General features: G+C 62.2%; 16 protein-coding genes and 1 pseudogene. 6 read left to right on the top strand and 11 right to left on the bottom strand.

Going from position 1 to position 19,706, the window contains the following annotated elements; all coding sequences use genetic code 11:
• Positions 1 to 399: 399 nt before the first annotated feature.
• Positions 400 to 636 (bottom strand): hypothetical protein, encoded by a 237-nt coding sequence (locus MRY75_RS21965; protein WP_366934896.1) that lies wholly within the window; start codon positions 634 to 636, stop codon positions 400 to 402.
• A 53-nt stretch (positions 637 to 689) separates the two neighbouring features.
• Positions 690 to 1,970: pseudogene (locus MRY75_RS00670) on the bottom strand (AMP-binding protein); the annotation flags it as partial.
• A gap of 225 nt (positions 1,971 to 2,195) precedes the next feature.
• Here MRY75_RS00670 and MRY75_RS00665 point away from each other — a divergent pair.
• From MRY75_RS00665 to MRY75_RS00655, 3 genes are read left to right on the top strand one after another with little or no spacing between them, the layout of a single operon-like run.
• Positions 2,196 to 4,082, top strand: coding sequence for a PAS-domain containing protein (locus tag MRY75_RS00665; RefSeq protein ID WP_292305217.1), 1,887 nt, complete (start codon positions 2,196 to 2,198; stop codon positions 4,080 to 4,082).
• Entirely contained in the window at positions 4,079 to 4,780 is a 702-nt protein-coding gene (locus tag MRY75_RS00660) for a response regulator transcription factor (RefSeq protein ID WP_292305216.1), read from the top strand. Before MRY75_RS00665 ends, MRY75_RS00660 begins: the two co-directional genes overlap by 4 nt.
• A complete protein-coding gene (locus MRY75_RS00655; protein WP_292305215.1) occupies positions 4,771 to 5,244 on the top strand; it encodes a GNAT family N-acetyltransferase in 474 nt (157 codons plus the stop codon). The genes MRY75_RS00660 and MRY75_RS00655 overlap by 10 nt, the downstream gene beginning before the upstream one ends.
• Here the strand turns inward: MRY75_RS00655 and MRY75_RS00650 are convergent.
• Positions 5,241 to 5,402 carry a hypothetical protein gene (locus tag MRY75_RS00650; RefSeq protein WP_292305214.1) on the bottom strand — a complete coding sequence of 54 codons (162 nt, stop codon included), beginning with the start codon at positions 5,400 to 5,402 and terminating at the stop codon, positions 5,241 to 5,243. The two genes, MRY75_RS00655 and MRY75_RS00650, sit on opposite strands and share 4 nt — an antisense overlap.
• Before the next feature lie 193 nt (positions 5,403 to 5,595).
• Here MRY75_RS00650 and MRY75_RS00645 point away from each other — a divergent pair, with 193 nt between their 5' ends.
• Positions 5,596 to 6,840 carry a PAS domain-containing protein gene (locus MRY75_RS00645; protein WP_292305213.1) on the top strand — a complete coding sequence of 415 codons (1,245 nt, stop codon included), beginning with the start codon at positions 5,596 to 5,598 and terminating at the stop codon, positions 6,838 to 6,840.
• A 9-nt stretch (positions 6,841 to 6,849) separates the two neighbouring features.
• Here MRY75_RS00645 and MRY75_RS00640 read toward each other — a convergent pair whose 3' ends face one another.
• From MRY75_RS00640 to leuS, 7 genes are all read right to left on the bottom strand, one after another.
• Positions 6,850 to 8,049 carry a Zn-dependent hydrolase gene (locus tag MRY75_RS00640; RefSeq protein WP_292305212.1) on the bottom strand — a complete coding sequence of 400 codons (1,200 nt, stop codon included), beginning with the start codon at positions 8,047 to 8,049 and terminating at the stop codon, positions 6,850 to 6,852.
• A 167-nt stretch (positions 8,050 to 8,216) separates the two neighbouring features.
• Positions 8,217 to 8,567 carry a PRC-barrel domain-containing protein gene (locus MRY75_RS00635; protein WP_292305211.1) on the bottom strand — a complete coding sequence of 117 codons (351 nt, stop codon included), beginning with the start codon at positions 8,565 to 8,567 and terminating at the stop codon, positions 8,217 to 8,219.
• A 58-nt stretch (positions 8,568 to 8,625) separates the two neighbouring features.
• Positions 8,626 to 11,394: a formate dehydrogenase subunit alpha gene (gene fdhF / locus MRY75_RS00630; protein WP_292305210.1), complete on the bottom strand. Its 2,769-nt coding sequence runs from the start codon at positions 11,392 to 11,394 to the stop codon at positions 8,626 to 8,628.
• Between the two features lie 227 nt (positions 11,395 to 11,621).
• Entirely contained in the window at positions 11,622 to 12,206 is a 585-nt protein-coding gene (locus MRY75_RS00625; protein ID WP_292305209.1) for a glutathione S-transferase family protein, read from the bottom strand.
• Between the two features lie 38 nt (positions 12,207 to 12,244).
• A complete protein-coding gene (holA, locus tag MRY75_RS00620; RefSeq protein ID WP_292305208.1) occupies positions 12,245 to 13,270 on the bottom strand; it encodes a DNA polymerase III subunit delta in 1,026 nt (341 codons plus the stop codon).
• Positions 13,267 to 13,761: an LPS assembly lipoprotein LptE gene (lptE, locus tag MRY75_RS00615; RefSeq protein WP_292305207.1), complete on the bottom strand. Its 495-nt coding sequence runs from the start codon at positions 13,759 to 13,761 to the stop codon at positions 13,267 to 13,269. The genes holA and lptE overlap by 4 nt, the downstream gene beginning before the upstream one ends.
• Positions 13,748 to 16,333 carry a leucine--tRNA ligase gene (leuS, locus tag MRY75_RS00610; RefSeq protein WP_292305206.1) on the bottom strand — a complete coding sequence of 862 codons (2,586 nt, stop codon included), beginning with the start codon at positions 16,331 to 16,333 and terminating at the stop codon, positions 13,748 to 13,750. Before leuS ends, lptE begins: the two co-directional genes overlap by 14 nt.
• A 148-nt stretch (positions 16,334 to 16,481) precedes the next feature.
• Between leuS and MRY75_RS00605 the strand changes: the two genes are divergently transcribed.
• Positions 16,482 to 17,744 (top strand): glycosyltransferase, encoded by a 1,263-nt coding sequence (locus MRY75_RS00605; RefSeq protein WP_292305205.1) that lies wholly within the window; start codon positions 16,482 to 16,484, stop codon positions 17,742 to 17,744.
• Between the two features lie 36 nt (positions 17,745 to 17,780).
• Here MRY75_RS00605 and MRY75_RS00600 read toward each other — a convergent pair whose 3' ends face one another.
• Positions 17,781 to 18,290, bottom strand: coding sequence for a DUF3576 domain-containing protein (locus tag MRY75_RS00600; protein WP_292305204.1), 510 nt, complete (start codon positions 18,288 to 18,290; stop codon positions 17,781 to 17,783).
• A 275-nt stretch (positions 18,291 to 18,565) separates the two neighbouring features.
• Between MRY75_RS00600 and MRY75_RS00595 the strand changes: the two genes are divergently transcribed.
• Complete coding sequence (locus MRY75_RS00595) at positions 18,566 to 19,540, top strand: porin (RefSeq protein ID WP_292305203.1); 975 nt, start codon at positions 18,566 to 18,568, stop codon at positions 19,538 to 19,540.
• Positions 19,541 to 19,706 lie beyond the last annotated feature (166 nt).

The following is a 19,706-nucleotide window of genomic DNA, read 5'->3' as shown; positions in this document are numbered from 1 at the left end:
AAACCAGGCCATCATTCCGCCGCCATCCGCTGCGGCGTGGCCGCGACGACCTTGGCATCGCGGATCTCCAGTGTGGCCTTGATCTTGCCCTTGCGCCCGTCCTCATAGGTGACTTCCGTCTCGGTATAGACCGAGGTCGATCCGTCATAGAGCGCGTTCACCAGATCCTCGAACTTTTCGCCGATGATCTTGCGGCGCACCTTGCGCGTGCGGGTCAGTTCGCCGTCATCCGCATCCAGCTCCTTGTGCAGCACAAGGAAACGGTGCACTTGGCAGCCCGACAACATCTCGTCCTGTGCGATGCTCGCGTTGACCTCTTCGATATGCGCCTGGATCGTGTCGAGCACCTGCTTGTGCCCGGCCAGTTCCTGATAGGACGCATAGGCGATGTTGTTGCGCTCAGCCCAGTTGCCGACCGCCGTGAGGTCGATATTGATGAAGGCACAGCAGCGGTCCCGCCCGGCACCGAACACCACAGCCTCCAAGATGTTCGGATAGAACTTGAGTTTGTTCTCGACATATTTCGGCGCGAACATCGCACCATCTGCCATCGCGCCCACGTCCTTGGCGCGGTCGATGATGCGCAGATGCCCGGTGGCCTCTTCGATGAACCCGGCATCGCCTGTGGCGACCCAGCCTTCCGGGTCCTTCGTATCGGCTGTCGATTCCGCGTTCTTGTAATACTCCACAAACACGCCGGGCGAACGGTAGAACACCTCGCCCGTGTCCGAGATGCGGATCTCCACACCCGGCGACGGCACACCCACCGTGTCCGACCGCACTTCGCCATCCGGCTGCTGGGTGATGAAGACCGACGCTTCGGTCTGGCCGTAAAGCTGCTTCAGGTTGATGCCCAAAGAGCGATAGAAATCAAAGATTTCCGGGCCGATCGCCTCGCCTGCCGTATAGCCCACGCGCACGTTCGAAAAGCCCAGCGCGTTCTTCAACGGCCCGTAGACCATCACCTCGCCCAGCTTGTATTTCAGCCGGTCCATGGCACTGACGTCATGGCCGTCTAGGATCGCCGGTCCGACCTTGCGGGCATGGTCCATGAAATAGTCGAACGTCTTTTTCTTGAACGCGCCGCTGTCTTCCATTCGGATCATGATCTGCGTGAGCTGTGTCTCGAACACGCGCGGCGGGGCAAAGTAATAGGACGGCGCGATCTCGCGCAGGTCCGTCATCATGGTCTCCGGGCTTTCCGGGCAGTTCACGCAGAAGCCCGTCCAATAGGCCTGCCCGATGGAGAAGATGAAATCGCCGACCCAGGCCATCGGCAGATAGGCCAGCACCTCGTCATCGGCCCGCAGATGGTCGAAGTCCGACGACGCCTTGGCGGTCTCGATGATGTTGCGGTTCGACAGAACCACGCCCTTGGGCTTGCCTGTGGTGCCCGAGGTGTAGAGCATCACACAGGTGCTGTCGTAATCCAGCTTGGCGGTCCGTGCCTGCAGTTCCTTGATATATTCATCATGGGCGGCGCGGCCCTGATCCTGCACATGGCTGAACTGGTGAAGTCGGGTATGGTCGTATTTCCGCAAACCCCGCGGGTCGAGATAGATCATGTGTTCGAACTGGTGCAGGCGGTCCTGCACTTCGATCACCTTGTCCACCTGCTCCTGATCGCTGACGATGGCAAAGCGCGCACCGCAATGATCCAGCACGTATTCCATCTCTTCCGCCACCGAATCCTGATAGAGCGGCACAGGGATCGCCCCCACGGACTGCGCGGCGACCATCGACCAATAGAGGTAGGGTCGGTTGCGCCCGATGATGGCAATGAAATCGCCTTCGTTCACACCCAGGTTCAGCAGACCCAAGGCCAGCGCCTCGACCTCCTTGGCGGTTTCCGCCCAGGTCCAGCTTTGCCAAATGCCATATTCCTTTTCGCGGTAGGCGGGCGATGCGCCAAACTGCGAAGCATTGCGCGCCAACAGCGCCGGAACCGAGCGCAGACCTTCTGCGCCCATGGTCAGATGTGCCAAAACTTTTCCTCCCGTTGCCCGGGTGCATTCCCCGAACCGTTCGCTTTGCGCGACTCTGTCTCAAGATTGGACAGAAGGCAGGTTGAGGGTCAACTTTTTCCTGAAGTTTTCTCAATCCTTACGAATTGTAACAGGCGGTCAGACAGTCTTTGCGCCGCGCCGATCCGGTGCTAGCCAGTCATACGCACATCAAGTTCGGGCTCATGCTTCATGCAGACAGACGCGCTCATTCAGGCCGGGTTGAACCTGATCGGTCAGGCGCTGTCGATCTATGACAGCGACCTCAAACTGGCTGCCTGCAACGCGCGCTTTGCCGAGATGTTCGATCTCCCGCAGGCCCTCACCCGCCCCGGTGCGGATTTCGAAACGACGATCCGCCACCTGGTCGAATGCGGCGAGTACGGAGAGATCGACGATGTCGAAACCTTCATCCGCACCCGCGTCGAACAGGCCAGCGCCTTTCAGCCGCATTACATGGAGCGCACCCGCGCCAATGGCCGCACGATCAGTGTCGAAGGCGCACCGCTGCCGCAGGGCGGCTGGGTCACGGTCTATACCGACATCACCGAAGTCAAATCCCAGGAACAGCTTCTGCGCACCCGGTCCGAGCTCTTGTCCGAAGAGGTGCTGGCCCGATCCGAGGAACTGGCGGCGACCAACCGCAAACTCGCGGCAACCGTGTCAGCGCTGGAAGAAGCGCAGCGCGAACTGACCGAGATGGAAGCGCGCACACGCCTGACCACCGAAATGATGCCCGCCCATATCGCCCATGTGGACAGCGCCGGACGCTACACCTTTTCCAACCGGCGCCTGTCCAATGTCATGCCGGGGCGGCCATCCAAGATCGTCGGGCTGCATATTTCCGAAGCATTGGGCAAGGACGCCTATGCCCGCGTCCTGCCGCATCTGCAGATGGCGCTGGCGGGCGATCCCTCGACCTTTGAATTCACCGACATCCACAGCTCCCGTCGCATCCGCGTAGCCTTCACCCCCGACGAATCCGAAAACGGCGTCTACATCCTGTCGATGGACGTGACCGAGGAAACACAGGCCCGCGCCGCGCTCCAGCAGACCCGCCGCCGCGAAATGGCTGCGCAGCTGACCTCGGGGCTTGCGCATGATTTCTCGAACCTGCTGACGATCATCCTCGGCATGCAGTCGAAACTGGCCCGCATGGACCTGCCCTCCGAAGCAGAGCCGCTGATCACCGCCACGCTTCAGGCAGCACGCCGGGGCGGTGATCTGCTCAACCGCATCGCCGACATCACCGCGCACCGGGCCTGGCGGCCCGAACCGCTCGACGTGAGCAATTTTCTGACAGACCTGAACACGCTGGCCGCCCCGTCGCTGCGGGATGCCATTGCGCTCGAAATCGCGACCGACATTTCCCGGCGTGTCCTGCTTGATCCGGGACAGTTGCAGGACAGCCTGCTCAACCTGATTCTGAATGCCCGTGATGCCTGCGGGGCCGACGGCACGATTCGCCTGACCGTAAGCGAGGTGCGGGATACCTGGATCGACTTCACCGTCGAGGACACGGGACCGGGCTTTTCCGAAGACGCGCTCAAACATGCGCTCGATCCTTTCTTTACCACGAAGGGCGAAGGTGGGTCGGGGCTTGGACTGTCGATGGTCTATGACATGGCCAAACTGGCGGGCGGCCAGCTGCAGGTCGGCAATTCCGCAACAGGGGCCCGCGTGACCCTGCGCCTGCCTCTGCGCCATGCCGCGAAACATCTGGGCAACGAGCTTGTCCTGCTGGTCGAGGACAGCCCCGATCTGCGCACGACGATCCGCGACATGCTGACCAGCTTTGGTCACAGCGTGATCGAAGCCACCTCGGTCGACGAAGCGCTGGCCCTGGCACAAGGTGTGCCCGACATCGCTTTCGTGCTGTCGGACATATCGCTCGAAGGGGCGGCGCTCGGTACCGAACTGGTAAGCGCGCTGGCCCGCAAACCCGTCTACCTGATGACCTCGCTGCCTGCCTCGGACCCGCGCCATCTCGACGCCGCGTCCAAAACGGCGGTCCTGCCCAAACCCTTCACCAAATCCGACCTGGCCGCGTTTCTGGGTCTCGAGGCCCTCCCGACATGACCAAACCCCTGATCACTATCCTCGACGACGAACCTGCGATCCGCACCATGCTGTCCGAAGCGCTTGAAGACGCAGGCTATGACACGCAAAGCTTTGGACGGGCCGCCGAATTCGAACTGGCGCTGCGCAGGACAACCCCCGATGTCTGCCTCGTCGATCTGGGCCTGCCCGACCGTGACGGGCTGAGCCTTGTGCACCGTCTGGCTCTGGAACAGGGCGCGACAGTGATCATCATCTCGGGCCGCGCGCAGGTGCAGGACAAGATCACCGGGTTGGAACTGGGCGCTGATGACTACATCATCAAACCCTTTGATCCGGCCGAGGTGGTCGCCCGCGTGCGTGCCCGTCTGCGCACCCGCGCGACCCCGGCGCCGACGGGCCAGACCGCCCGCTTCAACGGCTGGACCGCGCATTTCGACCGCTACACCCTCGAGGATGACAGCGGCACGGAAACGCCGTTTTCCCATGCCGAGGGCGAGGTTCTGCGGCTGTTTCTCGAAAGCCCGAACCGCCTCATCACCCGCGAATACATGCAGGACACCCTGGGAGGCGCTGCGGGCGACAGTTTCGACCGGGCCATGGATGTCCGCATCTCACGTCTGCGCACCAAGCTGCGCGAGGACCCCAAGAATCCCCGCCTGATCAAGACCATCTATGGGGCGGGCTATATCTTCCTGGGCGATGTGACATGGAGCTGACACCGCGTCGGCTCGGTCCCGACGACCCTGCGCTGGCCGAGGTCTTGTCGCTCATCCGCACCGCTTTTGCCTTCATGGAGGGGCGCATCGATCCGCCCTCCTCGATGCATCGCCTGTCGCCCGAGTCCGTGGCCGAGCAGGCAGGAACGGGCGAGGTCTGGACCATCGGCAGCCCTGTGCAGGCCTGCATGTTTCTCTCACCGAAATCCGACGCGCTCTATCTTGGCAAGCTGGCCGTCGCCTCCGATGCACGCGGGCGCGGCTTGGCACGCATGCTGATCCGGACTGCCGAAATCCGCGCAAGAACGCTCGGCCTGTCCTGCATCGAACTGCAAACCCGGATCGAACTGACCGACAACCACGCGACCTTTGCTGCGATGGGGTTTCACGAAACCGGGCGCACGGCACATCCGGGATATGACCGCCCAACCTCGATCACGTTCCGGAAATCCGTCGGCGGCTAAATCCCCAGAACGCCACGCAGGAGTGGCAAGACGGCCGCCGCCGCAATGCCGACCAGCGCTGCCACGCCAAAGCGAATCCAGAACCGGTCGAACCGGGGCACAACGGCCCCCAACCCGCCGCAGACCAACGCGTAAAACGCCATCGCCGTGAAATCCATGTCAAATCCCTGGCTGCTGTTTCAGCAGACTAACACGGATGTCCGCCCCTGTCGCACGGCGCGTTCCCCATCGCGATAGCGCCCGGAACGGCCCGCAGGGCCGAAAGACCAGCGCGCCGTTCGGGTTGGCATCTGGCTTGCAAGTCAGACACGAACCAAGCCGCACCCCCCAAAACGAAAAGCGATGTGATCAATGGCCGTGCAAACCGAAACCAAACCCGATCAACCGGCCGCGAAGAGCACCGCCAGTGATCTGGAAAGTCCCTTCCAGATCGACGAGCTGTTCTTTTCACGTACAGATGATCGCGGGGTGATCCAGTCATTCAATGATGTCTTTGTCCGTATCGCGGAATATTCCGAAAAAGACTTGCGCGGCGCGCCGCACAAGATCATCCGCCATCCCGATATGCCAAAAGGCTTGTTCTGGCTGATCTGGGACACGCTCAAGGCGGGCAAGCCCATCAGCGGCTACGTCAAGAACCGGGCGAAATCCGGCAAATACTATTGGGTCTACGCCATCATCGCGCCGGTGCAGGGCGGATACCTGTCAGTGCGCCTCAAGCCGACAAGCCCGACGCTGGCCGTCGTGTCGGATCTCTACCGAACCCTGCTGCAGCAGGAACGTGACGACAGCCTGTCACCCGAGGAAAGCGCCTCGGTGCTGCTTGATGCGATCCGGGCCAAGGGCTTTGCCGATTACACCGATTTTCAGGCACACGCGCTTGTCACCGAGTTTCGCGCCCGCGAAAAACAGATGCCGCGCCCGCCCTTGGCCGCGCTCACAAGTGCCATCAACGTGTCCGACGCGCAGCACGTCATCGCGGACAGGATCGCATCGGTCACACAGGAATTGCATCAGGCGACGATCTATACGCTCAACATGAAGCTTCAGGCCACCAAACTGGGCCGTGATCGCGCCGCCATCGACGCGATCGCCAACAATTACGATCTGATCCTGCAGGACATCATGTCCGGCATGGACCGGTTGAATTCAATCATGTCGGACGCGGTGGACTCAAATTTCAAACAGTCGAAAGACAGCCAGTTCCTGCTTTGCGCCTCGGGTATCATGACCGAGGTCGTACAGGCGTTTTCAACGGGTCGGGGCTCCTCGTCAGAAACTGAACGCGCGCGGGAAACCGAGCTGCTCCGCGATCTGCTCGGGTCTTATGTCAAGAAATCCAATGACGCCGTGGAAATCGTGGTGGACGAATGTCGGCAAGTTCTGAATCGGATGGATACGCTGCGGCAGGTGCTGCTTGGGCTTTCGGCGGTTCGGATCTCGCTCCGCGTGGAAACACAGCGCCTTGGGGAACGGGCCCGTGGGCTCGACAGTCTGATCGCCAATATCGACGAAAGCCATCGGATTATCCACGACCACTTCGAACAGATCTTCGAGACGGCAAGCCATATGCAATCGGCCATCGATCCCAACTGACGCGAAAGGTCAGCCCAACTGGCCGACCGCCCCCGCCAGAACCTTCAGTCCCGTCACCAGATCGGCTTCGGCCGTGTCTTCCCCGAAGGCATGGCTGATCCCGCCGATAGACGGCACAAAGAGCATGGCCACAGGCATCAGGCGCGACACGTTTGTGGCATCGTGCAACGCGCCGGACGGCATCGTGCGCCAACGCCCCGGCACTTCGGCCTCGGCCGCGTGGTCGAGGGCACCCCTGAGCCGCTTGTCCATGTCGACCGGGTCCAGCCCCAGCATCGGGCCATAGCTCAGTTCGAAACCGCGCGTTTGGGCCACCTCTTCGGCGGTCTCGCGGATGATCGTCTCCATCCGACCAAGGCGATCCGCATCCCCATCGCGCCACTGCATCGAGAACGTGACCTTCCCGGGAACAATGGACGAGGCGTTGGGATGCAAGGCCACATGCCCGATCGTCCAGACCGTATGCGGAGTGACCACATTGGCAAATCGCTCGTCCAGCATGCTGTTGAATCGAGATAGCGCCTGAAACGCGTCGCGGCGTCCCTGCATCGGAGTCGTGCCCGCGTGATTCTGTTCGCCCACCATCGTGATCTTCATGTCGCGAATCCCGACGATGGCATCGACCACACCAATGGCCTCGCCCTCACGGTCCAGAACCGGCCCTTGTTCGATATGCATTTCCAGAAACCCGGAAAAGCGCGCGGGATCGACGAAATCCTCCGACCGTCCCGGCATGCGTGCCCGGGCTTCGGCGAATGTCACGCCATCGCGGTCGGTCAGACCGTCTGCCTTGTCCAAACTCAACGTCCCCGACCAGACGGCCGATCCCGTTGTCACGCCGAACCGGCCTTCTTCATCCTCGAACGACACGACCGAGACCGGCGGCCCACCCGCTTCAGCCGAGGCCCGCGCCACTTCAAGCGCCGCAATCACGCCAAGCGCGCCATCCAGCCAACCGCTCTCGGGCTGGCTGTCGGAGTGCGACCCCATCAGGAGCGATGTTCCTTCGGCCAGACCGAAAACCGACCCAACAGGATCGACATGCACGTCCAGACCAGCCTCGCGCATGCGACCTGCCAGCCATTCGCGCGCCGCGATATCCGCGTCGGAATAGGCCGGCCGCACCACACCCTTGCCGACCCCCGCCGCTCCGAAACTGCGCAGGGTGTTCAGATCGCTGAGGAAACGCTCCGGGTTGACAGAAAGCATGTGGCTATCCCTTCTTTTCTGACCAAAGACGCACATCCGACCGGTGCGCAGGCGTCAGCCGGGTCAGACGCGTATCTCACCAAACGCAGATCGGCCACGAGGTGCAACCCCGCAGCCGTGGAAAAGATCCGCGCCGTCCCACGGCCCGCGCCAGTCCCGTCCGCGAGTCATTCATCAAACGGTTGCAGCGCCTCGAGCTGGTCGACGGTCATCTTGCTGACGTAATGCGCGCCGTTCCACGTCAGCGCCCCAAGCGGTACGCTCACATCGGAATCCCCAAGATCAAGGAAACCGCCGATCTCGAGAAGAAACCCCGCCGGCACGCCATCCCCATCGATCAGGATCTCTTCGACCTCACCGATCTTTTCGTCGCTGGCGGTATAGACGTCCATGTCCTCCACGGATTGCAGATAGGTCGCGTCGCGCGTCTGGACCGGGCCGGCATCGCCGTCCTCGGCATCCTGCGCCAGCGCGGGACCAGCAAGAAGGATTGTGGCAAGTGTCATCAGTCGTGTCATGGCCTGTCTCCCGAATGGTTCATCGGGAAAACGGCCAGACACGCTGTGCAGTTCCAGTCTACTCCGCCGCCACCGCGCCTGTATCCGCCGCTTCGACCCGCACCGCCGAGAACTTGAACTCGGGGATCTTGCCGTAGGGGTCCAGCGCCGGGTTGGTCAGGATGTTCGCCGCCGCTTCGACATAGGCGAAGGGCAGGAACACCATGTCCGGGGCAACCGCCCGGTCCGCCCGCGCCATCACCGTGACCGATCCGCGCTTGGTGGTCAGGCGCACATGGCCGCCCGGCTCAACTCCCAGCTTGCGCAGCGTGCTGGGATGCAGCGAACAGTTCGCTTCGGGCTCTACAGCGTCCAGCACCGCAGACCGCCGGGTCATCGACCCGGTATGCCAGTGTTCGAGCTGCCGTCCCGTGGTCAGGATCATCGGGTAATCCTTGTCCGGCACATCGTCCGGCGCGATCACCGACGCAGGCGTGAACCGCGCGCGGCCCTGCGGACGGGGGAAACCATCGCCGAACACGATCGGCTGGCCGGGGTCTTCGGGCGACAGAGACGGGTACGTCACCGCGTTTTCCCGCGCCAGACGGTCCCAGGTGATGTTGTCCAGCGACCGCATGTTCAGCTTCATCTCGGCAAACACATCTGCCGGGCTTTCGTACGGCCAGTCCATGCCACAGCGCCGCGCCAGGTCTGTCGTGATCGCCCAATCCTCTCGGGCCTCACCCGGGGGCGTCACGGCCGGACGGCCCATCTGCACCTGACGGTTGGTGTTGGTCACAGTGCCCGACTTTTCGGCAAAGGCCCCGGCGGGCAGGATCACGTCGGCATAGTTGGCGGTCTCGGTCAGGAAGATGTCCTGCACCACCAGATGGTCGAGCTTGGCCAACGCATCGCGCGCATGTTCAACATCCGGATCCGACATGGCCGGGTTTTCACCAAGGATATACATCGCCTTGATGTGCCCGTCATGGACCGCATCCATGATCTCGGTCACGGTCAGGCCCTTCTGGTTCGAAAAGTCCTCAGACCCCCAGACCTCGGTAAAGGCAGACCGCACCCCGTCATCCATCACCGACTGATAATCCGGCAAGAACATCGGGATCAGTCCCGCATCGGACGCGCCCTGCACGTTGTTCTGACCCCGCAGCGGGTGCAGCCCGGCACCGGGGCGGCCCACATGGCCGGTCATCAGCGCCAGAGAGATCAGGCAGCGCGAATTGTCGGTGCCATGGATATGCTGGCTGACGCCCATCCCCCAGAAGATCATCCCCGCCTTGCCACCGGCAAAGTCACGGGCAACAGCGCGCAACGTTTCGGCGTCGATGCCGCAGATCTCGGCCATCTTTTCCGGTGCGAAATCCGCGAGATGCGCCTTCTCGGCCTCCCAGTTCTCGGTATAGGCCTCGATATACTGGCGGTCGTAGAGCTCCTCCTCGACGATCACATGCATGATCGCGTTGAGCATCGACACATCGGCACCCGGCCGGAATTGCAACATATGCGTGGCAAACCGCTTGAGTGCCTGACCGCGCGGATCCATCACGATCAGCTTGCCGCCGCGCTTGGTGAACTGCTTGAAATAGGTCGCCGCCACCGGATGGTTCTCGATCGGGTTGGCACCGATCACGATGGCCACATCGGCGTTTTCAATCTCGTTGAACGTCGCCGTCACAGCGCCCGATCCCACGTTCTCCAACAGCGCCGCCACCGAAGAGGCATGGCAGAGGCGTGTGCAGTGATCGACGTTGTTGTGGCCAAAACCCTGGCGGATGAACTTCTGGAAAAGATACGCCTCTTCGTTCGTACACTTGGCGGACCCAAATCCCGCAACCTCGCGCCCCCGGCCCTTCAGCCCCTTGGCAGCAAAGTCCAGCGCCTCATCCCATGTCGCCTCGCGGAAGACTTCCTGCCAGTTGTTCGGATCGACATTCAGCCCCTTCGCGGGCGCATCGGCACGCCGGATCAGCGGCTTGGTCAGTCGGTGGTCGTGGTGGATATAATCAAAGCCGAAGCGCCCCTTGACGCACAAACGCCCCTCGTTCGCAGGCCCATTGATCCCCTCGACATAGACCACCTTGTTGTCCTTGACCTTGAGCGAGATCTGACAGCCGACACCGCAGAACGGGCAGACGCTTTCGACTTCCTTGTCGTAATCCTTGCTGTCACCGACCTGTGCGTCATCAAGCACGGTCGCGGGCATCAGCGCGCCCGTCGGGCAGGCCTGCACACATTCGCCGCATGCGACACAGGTCGACGCCCCCATCGGATCGTCGAAGTCGAACACCGGATAGGCATCATGCCCGCGCCCGGCCATGCCGATCACGTCGTTCACCTGCACTTCACGGCAGGCCCGCACGCAGAGACCGCACTGGATGCAGGCATCGAGGTTTACACGCATCGCGACATGGCTGTCGTCGAGCAGCGGAATGCGTTCGGCCTCAAGCGTCGGAAGACGGCTTTCCGTCACGCCGTTCAATTCGGCCATATCCCAGAGATGCGAAGACTTGTCATGCGCCGCGTCGCGTTCCGGCTGGTCCGCCAACAGCATCTCGACCACCATCTTGCGCGCCGACGTGGCACGGTGGGAGTCGGTCGTGACCACCATCCCTTCGACGGGTTCGCGGATGCAGGACGCCACCAGAGTGCGCTCGCCCTCGACCTCGACCATACAGGCACGGCAGTTGCCATCGGGCCGATAGCCGGGTGCCGGTTTGTGACACAGATGCGGGATCACGAGGCCCCGGCCATTGGCCACCTCCCAGATGGTCTCACCCTTGCGGGCCTCGACCTCTTTGCCATCCAGAGTAAAGCGGATCGTGTCAGTCATCGCGGTCTCCCTTGTCGCGGACACTCTAACCGCAAATCGGGCCTGTCGTGGATCAACAATCCCGACACCTTGGCGCGGATTTGCGGCTGACCGGTTTCCGATGCGAACAATTCTCTCGGAAGGGGCGCAGGAAGCCCTTTCGAAAGGGCGTGCCCAAGCGCGTTCGACCGCGCGTCCAAACGCGGTTTCGAAACCGCGTCACCAAGGGCTTTCGAAAGCCCTTGGGCTCAGAGCGCCGCTGCCCGCTCGAAGGCAGGCCGCGTCCGCAAGCGTCGCAGGTAGTCAACCAACACGTCCGGCGCATCCGGGAACTTCGCATTCCGCGCCCAGCCCAGACAATGCGCCAAAAGGAAATCCGGCACAGTGGGCGCGTCCCCGGCAAGGCAATCACCGTTCAGATCCCCCGCGATGCGCACGATATTCCGGCCGAACTCTGCCTTCAGGCTGTCCTTGATCTCGGGCACGCGCTCGTCCTCGGGCACAACGAAACTGTGTCGTGCCGCCGTCCAGAGGAGCGAATCCACCTCATCCAGCAGCCGGAATGTCCAGGCATCCTGCCGCGCCCGATCCACGGTCCCCGCCGGATGGGTGAACGCGCCATGCTTGTCTGCGAGGTAGGTCAGGATGGCCATCGAATCTCCAATGACATGGTCGCCGTCCACCAACACCGGCACCTTGCCCAAAGTACTGACCGCCAGAATCTCGTCCGAGCGCGGCGCAGCAGGCACGTGCTCGTAGGGAACACCCAACTCCTCCAGCAGCCACAAAGGCCGGAACGCCCGCGTCGCGCGATTGCCCACCAGTTTGTACATCTTCGTTCTCCCATAACCGGGTCTCCGCCCGGCAAATCCTACCTGCGTCCCAGCATCGCGAGCCGGATGAACGCCCGTTCCACAATCGCCAATGCAGGCCCGTGCTGCCCCGCCGACCGCAACGACAGGTCGGTCTCCAAGAGCATCTGCAGCGCCTGTTCCAGTCGATGCATGCCCCAGCCCGACGCCTGCCGCGACATCCGATCCCTTCGCGGGCCAAAAACCGGCGGCCGCAGCCGCCCCATCCCCTGCCCGACACCGCCCGGATCCGACGCCGCCGTGTGCAACGCGCGAAAATGCCGGGTCGCCATGATCAGCAGCGTCACCGCCGCCGTCCCCTGCGCCTCGAGCCGGGCCATCACCGGACCGATTTCCCCGGTGCGCCCTTCGGCCACGATGTTGAGCACATCGTCCAGATCCGCCTCGGTCGACCCCGGCGCGCAGAGAGTCACCTCGTCCGGTGCAAGCGGTGCCGAATCGCCCAACTTGTAGAGTGCGATCTTTTCGAGCGTCTGCCGGAAATCGCCCGGGTCCAGCTCCTTCGACAGGGCCGTGAGCATCTCCATCGCCGCACCATCGGGGCGTGCCAGACCCGCACGTGTCAGTTCCGCTTCAATCTCGGCACGCGACGGCGGGTCGTTGTACAAAGCCGCCGCAAAAGCATTCGGATGCCCCTCGAACAGCTTGCGCAGCGCCGATTTGGCCGGCAACTGCCCCGCCGTCACAACAATCTGCGCATCCCCCGGCTGCCAGTCCTCGACCGCTGCCGCGATGGGCTTGATCACCGTGTCATTGGCGTCCTCGACAAAGGCCACGCGCGGCCCCGGAAAGAACCCGACCGCCTTGATCGCATCGCCCAGAAGTGCGGGTTCCTTGCGCAACTCCGCTGCGGGAATCCGCGTGAGGCGCATTTCGCCCTCGCCCTCCGGCCCGATCAGCGCCGCGATCAGTTCCTGCCGCTTGAGCGCCACCCGCATCGCGTCTTCGCCATAGATCAGGATGCCCAGCTTCGCCGGATCGGGACGGGCGAAATACCCCGACGCCTCGCGCGGGGGCAGCTTCATGCGGGCAGGCCGCTGGCCGAGATGACCAGACGGTCGACAATCTGATCTGCGAGAATCACCATCAGACGTGCCGCCGCATCGCGTTCTGCGGCGAGAGTCGCGACAGTCGATCCTGTGGCGGAAAACCCAGTAAAGTCAATCACGCGCCCCTCGCGCAGCACGGCACCGCTGCCCTGATCGGTCAGGGAGTAATCCGCACGTCCGGTCAACTGAAACCGATTTGTCGTCCCCTCGACCGAGGTCGCCAGCCCCTGCCGCTGGATCGTCGGCGTGACGGTCAGCACGTAGCGCCCCCCGTCATTACGTCCGAACCTGTCTTCCAACCGCTGCGCAATCAGAAAGCCGTCCCTCCGGTCCGGTGCCACAACTCGCAGGTTGTCCTGCAACACCGACGCGCCGCCCACAGGCCCATAGGCCGGCGTGAACCCGCAAGCCGCGCCCGCGACAAGCGCGGACAACGCGAAAAACGTCTGGCGTCTATGCAACCACATTCACGATCCGACCCGGCACCACGATCACCTTCTTGGGGCTTGCGCCATCCAGCGCACGTTTCACACCATCGGTCGCCAGCGCCAGCTTTTCAACCTCGGCCTTGTCCATGTCCTTGGGCACGGTGATCTCGTCCCGACGTTTGCCGTTCACCTGAATGGGCAAGGTTACCGTGTCTTCGACCAGCATCGCCTCATCCGCCTTGGGCCAGGGCGCATTGGCAACCAGACCCTCGCCGCCCAGAAGCGCCCAGATTTCCTCGGACAAATGCGGCGTCATCGGCGACATGAGCTGCGCCAGCGTCTTTGCCGCCTGACGTTTTGCATCAGACCCGGCCTTGGATTTCGACAGCGCGTTGGTAAAGGCGTAAAGCCGCGCAATCGAGGCGTTGAACCCAAAGCTTTCCACACCCACGGTCACGTCATGGATTGCCTTGTGCATCTCGCGCAGGAGCGCATCATCTTCGGCATTGGCCGCCTCGTTCGCCTCGGCAACCTCGGACGCGATGCGGTAGACCCGACCCAGATGGCGCGCCGCCGCCTCAGCGCCAGAAGCCGTCCATTCCACGTCCCGTTCGGGCGGCGAGTCGGACAGCACGAACCAGCGCGCCGTATCGGCCCCGTATTGCTGGATGATCGCAACCGGATCGACCACGTTGTTCTTCGACTTGGACATCTTGGCCGAAGGGATGATCTCGACCTCGGTCCCGTCTTTCAGGAAGCACTTGCCGTCGCGCAACTCCACATCTTCCGGGTAGTGATAGACGGGGCGTCCATCCGGCCCGGTGGTCTTGTAGATCGCGTGCGTCACCATGCCTTGCGTGAAAAGCGCGTTGAACGGCTCCTTGCAGCGTTCCGGCAGATGCCCGGTGATGTGCATCGCGCGGGCGAAGAAGCGCGAATAAAGCAGGTGCAGGATCGCGTGTTCGATGCCGCCGATATACTGGTCAACGTTCATCCAGTATTCCGCATCCGCCATATCCGTCGGCGTGTCCGCGCGCGGCGCGGTGAAGCGGGCAAAGTACCACGACGAATCGACAAACGTGTCCATCGTGTCGGTCTCGCGCTTGGCGGGCTGACCACAGGTCGGGCACGGGCAATTGCGCCACAATGGGTGACGATCCAGCGGGTTGCCCGGGATCGAGAAATCAATCGGTTTGCCGTCCTCATCATAGGGCAGCGCGATCGGCAGGTTTTCTTTCTTCTCGGGCACCACGCCGCAGGCATCGCAATGCACCACCGGGATCGGACAGCCCCAATAGCGCTGGCGGCTGAGGCCCCAGTCGCGCAGGCGGAACTTGGTCACACCATGGCCGACCCCGTTCGCTTCGCAGAACCCGATAGCCGCTTCGATGGCGTCATTCCCCGTCTGCGCCTCTTCCCCGGCAAAGCCGCGAATATACCGCACGGTCTCGGGTTTCGGCGGCACATAAGCCGGGCCACCGTCTTCGGGCAGGATGAACGCATCCTCACCCATGGCAGGAACAAATGTGCTCTGCACCGGCAGGTCGTATTTCCGCGCGAAATCAAGGTCGCGCTGGTCATGCGCCGGGCAGCCGAAGATCGCACCGGTGCCGTAATCCATCAGGATGAAGTTGGCGACATAGACCGGCAATTCCCACGCCGTATCAAAGGGATGGCGCACACGAAGCCCGGTGTCGAACCCGCGCTTCTCGGCCTTCTCCAACGCCTCTTCCGTCGTCCCGCCCTTGCGGCAGTCTGCATTGAACGCGGCCAGATCGGCATTGTCCTTTTCCAAATGCTTGGCCAGCGGATGGTCGGGAGAAATGCCGACAAAGGACGCGCCCATCAGCGTGTCGGGGCGGGTCGTATAGATCTCGATCCGGTCGAACCCATCCGGCGCGTCAATCGTCGAGAACGCAAACTGCAACCCGCGCGACTTGCCGATCCAGTTCGCCTGCATCAGCTTCACCTTGGCGGGCCAATCGTCCAGCGTGTCCAACGCGTCGAGCAGTTCTTCGGACATGTCGCTGATCTTGAAGAACCACTGCGTGAGCTCCCGCCGTTCCACCTCGGCACCGGATCGCCAGCCCTTGCCGTCAATCACCTGCTCGTTTGCAAGCACGGTCATGTCGACCGGGTCCCAGTTCACTACCGCGTTCTTGCGGTAGACAAGCCCCGCCTCAAGCATGTCGAGGAACAGCGCCTGCTGCTGGCCGTAATATTCCGGATCACAGGTCGCGAACATGCGCGACCAGTCGAGGCCAAAGCCCAAAGGCTTCATCTGGCTGACCATCGTGTCGATATTGGAATAGGTCCAATCCTTGGGATGCCCGCCTGACGCCATCGCAGCGTTCTCGGCCGGCATGCCGAACGCGTCAAACCCCATCGGATGCAACACGTTATGCCCGGTGGACAGCTTGTAACGCGCGATCACGTCACCCATCGTGTAGTTGCGCACATGGCCGATATGGATGCGGCCCGACGGATAGGGGAACATCTCGAGCACGTAATATTTCGGCTTGTCGTCCGACCGCACGGCGCGGAACGTTTCACTCTCTTCCCAGACGGCCTGCCATTTGGGTTCGATGACAGAGGGGTCGTAACGCGACATGGAATAGGTCCTTCGGGTGTGCATCAGCTTTTGGCAGGGTGATAGGCCGATGCCACAGGATCGTCCAGTCCCGCCCCCACCTGCGCCATTGTGATGCCGGAATTTTGCGGTCATACCCTTTGGAAAGAAGGGCAAGATGACCGGGCCGATGAAAATACTCCTGATCCACCAGAATTTCCCAGCCCAGTTCAAACATCTCGGCCCGGCTCTGGCCGAGCGTGGCGATCAGGTGGTCGTGCTGACCCCGAAGGTCAAGGAAGTCACCAAGTGGAAGGGCATCACCGTCCTGCCCTATGCGGTCAAGGGATCGACAACGCCCGGGGTACACCCGTGGCTGGCGGATTTCGAAACCAAGATCCTGCGCGGGACAAGCTGTTATGATGCGGCCATGGCCCTGAAACAGCGGCGTTTCGAACCCGATGTCATCCTCGCGCATCATGGCTGGGGTGAAAGCCTGTTTCTCAAGGACGTCTGGCCGGGGGCACGGCTTGGCCTCTATTGCGAACTCTACCATCGCTCCGGCAAGGCCGAGACCGGGTTCGACCCCGAATTTCCAAGCAGCGCGCCAGATCGCGACCCGATGCGCCTGCGGCTCAAGAACATCAACAACCGCCTGCACGAAGAGGTTATGGATGCCGGGATCAGCCCCACCCATTTCCAGGCCGGCACCTTCCCGGATCAGTACCAGTCACGCATCACGGTGTGCCATGACGGGGTCGACACCGACGCGGTCGTTGCGAATCCCGCGGCCAAACTCACGCTGCCGAACGGCAAGGTCCTGACCGCGCAGGACGAGGTGGTCACCTTCATCAACCGCAATCTCGAACCCTATCGCGGCTATCACCGGTTCATGCGCGCTCTGCCAGAGCTGCTGCGCCGCCGACCGACGGCCGAGATCGTGCTGCTGGGCGGCGACGAGACCAGCTATGGCGCGAAACCCCCGGCCGGCAAAACGTGGAAACAGATCTTCATCGACGAGGTGCGCGGCCAGATCCCGGACGAGGACTGGGCGCGGGTGCATTTCATGGGCCGCGTGCCCTATGACACGTTTCTGTCGATGATCCAGGTCAGCACGGTCCATGTGTACCTGACCTACCCCTTCGTGCTGTCCTGGTCGCTGATCGAAGCGATGAGCGCCAAATGCGCCATCGTCGCCTCCGACACGGCACCCGTGCGCGAGGCGATCATCGGAGGCCAGACCGGCGTCCTTGTGGATTTCTTCGATCAGGACAAGCTGATCCGCGAAACCTGCGCCCTGCTCGACTCTCCGGAACGCCGCGATTTTCTGGGCTCCAACGCCCGGAGATTCGCGCGCGAACGCTATGACCTCAAGCGCATCTGCCTGCCCCGTCAGTTGAAATGGGTCGATGATCTGGCCGCAGCCTACCCCGTGCGCCAGCCGATGGACTAGAGCAGCCGGCTCTCGGTCAGACCAGAGTCCGAAACATTACAGGCGGCTGTCTTGCTGGCGCAATTGGCGGGCCCGCGTGAGAATCGCATCCTCCACCGCCCGAACGGTTGCGCCATCCACCGGGCCCGACCGGGTCATCAGCGCAATGTTCAGCGACCGCGCATCCAGCGCCGGGTCATTCACGAGGATGGTGGCGCGATAGGCCCGACCACCTCCCGGAGGCGTGCCATAGCCGGTCGTGATCACACCGGTGAAGGGATCAACCGACTCGACCGGCAGGAAATCCAGTGTCTCCAGCGCCGCATTCCAGATGTACTTGTTGACTGCACCCAATTCACCGGCATCACCACGGTTGCGGAAGATGTCGAAGATCGAGGATTGCGGGCGGTTCGGGTTCCGCTCCAACAGGATTTCATCCACGATGTCCTCTGCGGCGGGCGTCTCGACAGGCTGACGGTCCGACGATCCCCCGAAAAACCCGCAGCCCGAGACCGAAACAGCCATAAGAGCGACGCCGAAACCGGTCCTGAAACGTGTAAGGTCCATGGGAGACTGCCCTCATATGCCTGTTTGCCTTATGCTTTGCATACAAGCCGATCCCCAATACGACAAGCCGAACTTGAGACATGTGCCGTAAGGCCGTGATCTTTCAATGGGAAAGCTCCGTCAAAAGTCTTGTGGCAAATGAGCATCACAGATGGCGAACTTGGCAGGCCATGGACCGCTTGGCTTGCAAACCAGTCCCACCAAAGAGCATAGAGTTCCCAGCTAATCCGGACCATCCGGTTTGGTACGTGCCTTACGAACACATGAGGGAAAAAATGAAAACTCTTCTTCTTGCTTCCACCGCGCTGGTTGCAACAGCTGGTTTCGCAGCGGCTGACGTGTCGGTCTCCGGCCTGGCTGAAATGGGTATCTTCAAGAACGAAAACGCATCCGGCGATGCTTCGACTGGCGATCTCGAAAAAGTCCGCGTCTTCACCGACATCGACGTGACCTTCTCGATGTCCGGCGAAACTGATGGCGGCCTGTCCTTTGGCGCGTCGATCGACCTCGACGAAGCGATCAGCCCGGACCAGACAGACGCAGCACGTCTGCCGAACGCAACGATGTTCATGGCTTACGGCCCGATGCGCCTGACAGTCGGCGACACCGACTCCGCGTTTGACGCACGTCTGACCGAAACCGCAATCGGCGGCGCGATCAACGACGACCACACCGTGCACCCGGGCTACAACGGCAACTCCGGCCTGGACGAAATCTACGGTGGTCAGGAAATCCGCCTCGACTACAGCTTCGACTCGTTCACCGGCTCGATCTCGGTCTCGCCGGACCGCAACGCAACCGACTTCGACACCGCGTTCGCTCTCGGTGCGTCCTACAACATGGACCTCGCAGGCCTGACACTGGGTCTCGGCTTTGGTTACCAGAAAGTTGACGAAGCAGCAGCTCTGTACGACACACGCATCGGCCTGAGCGCAGCAACCACGTTCGGCAACGGTCTCCAGGCCATCGTGAACTACACGCACATGACCGACGACAGCGACAACGGTGCTGACAACGGCAGCCACTATGCAATCGGCCTCGGCTACACCATGAACGCACTGACACTCGGTGTGAACTACGGTGAGTTCGACGTGGATGACGCGTTCGGCGCAGACTCCAGCGGCTACGGCATCACCGCAAACTACGATCTGGGCGGTGGTCTCCAGGCGCAGTTCGGCTACGGCGGTGGCGACATCGACGGCGGCAGCTACGAAGACACCTTCTCGCTCGGCGTTGCAATGAGCTTCTAATAGCTCATAACCAGATTTGGTTAAGGAAAGAGCGGGCCCTGCCCGCTCTTTTCTTTTGTGCCCTGTCCAACTAGCTAGAGGCAAAAGGCAAAGGCACCGATGCAGAGCACTCCCGTCCACGTGATCAAGACGACCTATGACACGGCGCTGGCCCTGGCCCGTCAGG

It is taken from the genome of Marivita sp. (genome assembly GCF_022763305.1).
Classification (GTDB): domain Bacteria; phylum Pseudomonadota; class Alphaproteobacteria; order Rhodobacterales; family Rhodobacteraceae; genus Marivita.
The sequence above is the reverse complement of the archived record's forward strand: the minus strand, read 5'-3'. Positions and strand labels throughout refer to the sequence as shown.

Bases quoted from the DNA above. Each gene is read 5' to 3' on its own strand.
- MRY75_RS00665 (WP_292305217.1), top strand. From the start codon at position 2,196: ATGCAGACAGACGCGCTCATTCAGGCCGGGTTGAACCTGATCGGTCAG.
- MRY75_RS00660 (WP_292305216.1), top strand. From the start codon at position 4,079: ATGACCAAACCCCTGATCACTATCCTCGACGACGAACCTGCGATCCGC.
- MRY75_RS00655 (WP_292305215.1), top strand. From the start codon at position 4,771: ATGGAGCTGACACCGCGTCGGCTCGGTCCCGACGACCCTGCGCTGGCC.
- MRY75_RS00650 (WP_292305214.1), bottom strand. From the start codon at position 5,402: ATGGATTTCACGGCGATGGCGTTTTACGCGTTGGTCTGCGGCGGGTTG.
- MRY75_RS00645 (WP_292305213.1), top strand. From the start codon at position 5,596: ATGGCCGTGCAAACCGAAACCAAACCCGATCAACCGGCCGCGAAGAGC.
- MRY75_RS00640 (WP_292305212.1), bottom strand. From the start codon at position 8,049: ATGCTTTCTGTCAACCCGGAGCGTTTCCTCAGCGATCTGAACACCCTG.
- MRY75_RS00635 (WP_292305211.1), bottom strand. From the start codon at position 8,567: ATGACACGACTGATGACACTTGCCACAATCCTTCTTGCTGGTCCCGCG.
- fdhF (WP_292305210.1), bottom strand. From the start codon at position 11,394: ATGACTGACACGATCCGCTTTACTCTGGATGGCAAAGAGGTCGAGGCC.
- MRY75_RS00625 (WP_292305209.1), bottom strand. From the start codon at position 12,206: ATGTACAAACTGGTGGGCAATCGCGCGACGCGGGCGTTCCGGCCTTTG.
- holA (WP_292305208.1), bottom strand. From the start codon at position 13,270: ATGAAGCTGCCCCCGCGCGAGGCGTCGGGGTATTTCGCCCGTCCCGAT.
- lptE (WP_292305207.1), bottom strand. From the start codon at position 13,761: ATGTGGTTGCATAGACGCCAGACGTTTTTCGCGTTGTCCGCGCTTGTC.
- leuS (WP_292305206.1), bottom strand. From the start codon at position 16,333: ATGTCGCGTTACGACCCCTCTGTCATCGAACCCAAATGGCAGGCCGTC.
- MRY75_RS00605 (WP_292305205.1), top strand. From the start codon at position 16,482: ATGAAAATACTCCTGATCCACCAGAATTTCCCAGCCCAGTTCAAACAT.
- MRY75_RS00600 (WP_292305204.1), bottom strand. From the start codon at position 18,290: ATGGACCTTACACGTTTCAGGACCGGTTTCGGCGTCGCTCTTATGGCT.
- MRY75_RS00595 (WP_292305203.1), top strand. From the start codon at position 18,566: ATGAAAACTCTTCTTCTTGCTTCCACCGCGCTGGTTGCAACAGCTGGT.